This window comes from Betaproteobacteria bacterium (genome assembly GCA_016791345.1).
GTDB lineage: Bacteria > Pseudomonadota > Gammaproteobacteria > Burkholderiales > JAEUMW01 > JAEUMW01.
In genome coordinates, this window is the sequence record JAEUMW010000102.1 from 1 (window position 1) to 2606 (window position 2606).

Here is a 2606-nt window from a genome sequence, read left to right on the forward strand (position 1 = left end):
GCGCCGCATGCTGGAAGACGTGCAGCCTGGTGCTGCACATCCGACGACTCCGGCCCCGCGCTCGCGCGTCCTCGTCTTCGTGATCGCAGCGCTCCTGCCGATCGCAGCCGTGCTCATCTACCTGCAGATCGGCACGCCGCGCGCCCTCGATCCCACAGTGGTCGCCGCGCCGGCACCGCACGCCGGGCAGACCTTCACGCGCGAACAGGTGGACGAGATGCTGAAGCAGCTCGCCGCGCGCCTTGCCAGCGAACCGGACAATCTGGAAGGCTGGGTTCTGCTTGGTCGCTCGTACGCAGCGCTCGGCCGCTACCCCGAAGCGGTCGCCGCGCTGCGTCGCGCGGTAGAGCTCAAGGGTGACGATCCGGATCTCCTCGTCGACTATGCCGACGTGCTGGCGATGGCGGCGGGCCAGAGCTTGGAAGGCGAACCGGTGCAGGTGCTGGAAAAGGCACTCGCGCTCGACCCCGATCACGGCAAGGCGCTGGCACTCGCGGGGACGGCCGCCTACGAGCGCGGGGATTTTGCGGCTGCGGTCCGGAGCTGGGAACGATTGCTCAAGAAGGTGCCGCCGGATTCCGAGGGAGCGCGCGCCATCCAGGCGAGCATCGACGACGCGCGTGCGCGCGGCGGTCTGGCTGCACAACAGCCACCAACCGCCGCGGCAAAGCCGGTCGAAGGACGGGTCGCGGGCACCGTCACGATTGCGCCCGAGCTCGCAGCGAAGGCTGCACCGGACGACACGCTCTTCGTCTACGCGCGCGCAGTGCAGGGTCCGCCCATGCCGCTCGCCGTGCAGAAGCTCAAGGTGCGCGACCTGCCGGCCAGGTTCGCCCTCGACGATTCCATGTCGATGGCGCCGGGCATGACCCTCTCGCGCCACCCGCAGGTCACGGTGCAGGCGCGCGTCTCGAAAAGCGGAGAGGCCTCGCCCCGGAGCGGCGACCTGGAAGGGTCGCTCGGTCCCGTGAAAGTCGGCGGCACGGATCTCAAGCTCGTCATCGACAAGGTCCGCCCGTGACGGCACAGACGAGGCAGCGGCGAAAATGGCTGCCCGCGGCAGTCCTGCTCGCTGTCGGCGCGTTGATCGGTGCCGGCAGCCTCGTGGGAGTGACCGAGGCGGTACGCCTCTCCAGCACGGAAGAGTTCTGCACGAGCGCCTGTCATTCCATGCAGTGGGCGACCGAGGCCCACCAGCGCAGCGTGCACTACAGCAACTCGCTCGGTCTGCGCGCAAGCTGCGCGGACTGTCACCTGCCCTATCGCAGCCGACACCCCGCCGCGCTCGAATACCTCGAGCTCATCGCCCACAAGATGAGAATCGGCGTGCGCGACACCTTCATGGAGGCGCGCGGTGCGATCGCGACGCGCGAGTTGTGGGAGCAGGAGCGCCCGCGGCTGTCGCAGCAGGTCGAGCGCTGGTTCGTCGCAGGGCGCTCGACCTCGTGCCAGCAGTGTCACGACTTGAAAGCCTTCGGCGGCGACTACAGCGAGATGACGCGGATGGTTCATGCCGAACTCGTAGACGCCGACACCGTGAACTGCGTCAGGTGCCACAAGCATGTCGGTCACGTGTACGAGAAGGCTTCGACCGCCGGCGGCGCCGACGCCGCGCCTGCCGTGGAGCGAAACGCAGGGCGCTGATCCACGAGCGATGGAAATGCACATGCTGGCCATCGAGCACGTCAAGCTGGACTCGGCGGCAGCATACGGGGGCTCAACACCGAGCCACACTCTGGGGATCTGCCGCCGTCGGATCCGCGGCCGGCGCCGACCTGCTGCTCGAAGCCGTCCTCGGGGCTGCGTTCGTGCTCGCCGCCAACACCCTGCTCCGGCCCATCGTCAATGCGATCAATCGCCAACCGCTCGACGTCGGGCGAATAGGTCACCCGCCAGAGGGGCAGCCTGCCCGCCCCGAATGCGGTCAGAGCTTGAACGTGTCGGCGCCGTGGAGATCGGGCGAGTAGAGTGCGTCCTGACCCGTCCGGCGAAAGTAATCAGGGGCGGCCGACACGGCGATCACGCCGTCGGTGCCGATCGGCAGCCAGACCGTGCGTGCCGATCGCGCCACGTGCTCGACCTCGATCCTGTCGTAGGCGCCCGCGTCGGGCAGACCGCGAACGAATGCTTCCATCGCCCGGCAGGTTGCAGCGTCCGCGTCGATGAATTCCTGCCACGTCGGCGGCAAATGCCGGATGTCGTAACGGACGTGCAGCACGCATCGGCCGGCCTCGCGGCGCGCGCCGAGATCGCAGGCGCACCGAAAGTGCGCCTCGATCAGCCGTGACAGCGCCGTCAGCTGCATTGCCGACGGCGCCTGACCGGTACGTCAGCGAATCTTGCCCTGATACTTCGCCTTCTTTCCAAGCTGCTCCTCGATGCGCAGGAGCTGGTTGTACTTGGCGATGCGATCGGTGCGCGACAGGCTGCCGGTCTTGATCTGGCCCGCCCCCGTGCCCACCGCAAGGTCGGCGATGAAGGAATCTTCGGTCTCGCCCGAGCGGTGCGAGGAGATGACGCCGTAGCCCGCCTTCTGCGCCATCTTGATGCAGTCGAGCGTTTCCGTCACGGTGCCGATCTGGTTGACCTTGATGAGGATCGCATTG

4 protein-coding genes and 1 pseudogene are annotated in these 2606 nt (G+C 67.8%); 3 read left to right on the forward strand and 2 right to left on the reverse strand.

Features of this window, described 5'->3' with window-relative positions; translation table 11 throughout:
* Window positions 1-19 precede the first annotated feature (19 nt).
* The 3 genes and pseudogenes from JNK68_04095 (at window position 20) to JNK68_04105 (ending at window position 1874) form a co-directional block, all read left to right on the forward strand.
* Complete coding sequence (locus JNK68_04095; GenBank protein ID MBL8539533.1) at window positions 20-1021, forward strand: tetratricopeptide repeat protein; 1002 nt, start codon at window positions 20-22, stop codon at window positions 1019-1021.
* Window positions 1018-1644: a NapC/NirT family cytochrome c gene (locus JNK68_04100; GenBank protein ID MBL8539534.1), complete on the forward strand. Its 627-nt coding sequence runs from the start codon at window positions 1018-1020 to the stop codon at window positions 1642-1644. Before JNK68_04095 ends, JNK68_04100 begins: the two co-directional genes overlap by 4 nt.
* Window positions 1645-1701: 57 nt before the next feature.
* A pseudogene (locus tag JNK68_04105) lies at window positions 1702-1874 on the forward strand (MgtC/SapB family protein).
* Between the two features lie 50 nt (window positions 1875-1924).
* Here the strand turns inward: JNK68_04105 and JNK68_04110 are convergent.
* Both JNK68_04110 and eno read right to left on the reverse strand, forming a co-directional pair.
* Entirely contained in the window at window positions 1925-2305 is a 381-nt protein-coding gene (locus tag JNK68_04110; protein MBL8539535.1) for a hypothetical protein, read from the reverse strand.
* A 24-nt stretch (window positions 2306-2329) separates the two neighbouring features.
* The coding region (eno, locus tag JNK68_04115; protein ID MBL8539536.1) for a phosphopyruvate hydratase at window positions 2330-2606 on the reverse strand (277 nt) is incomplete at its 5' end.

Excerpts from the sequence above, each read along its gene's own strand:
- JNK68_04110 (MBL8539535.1), bottom strand. The coding sequence starts at position 2,305 with ATGCAGCTGACGGCGCTGTCACGGCTGATCGAGGCGCACTTTCGGTGC.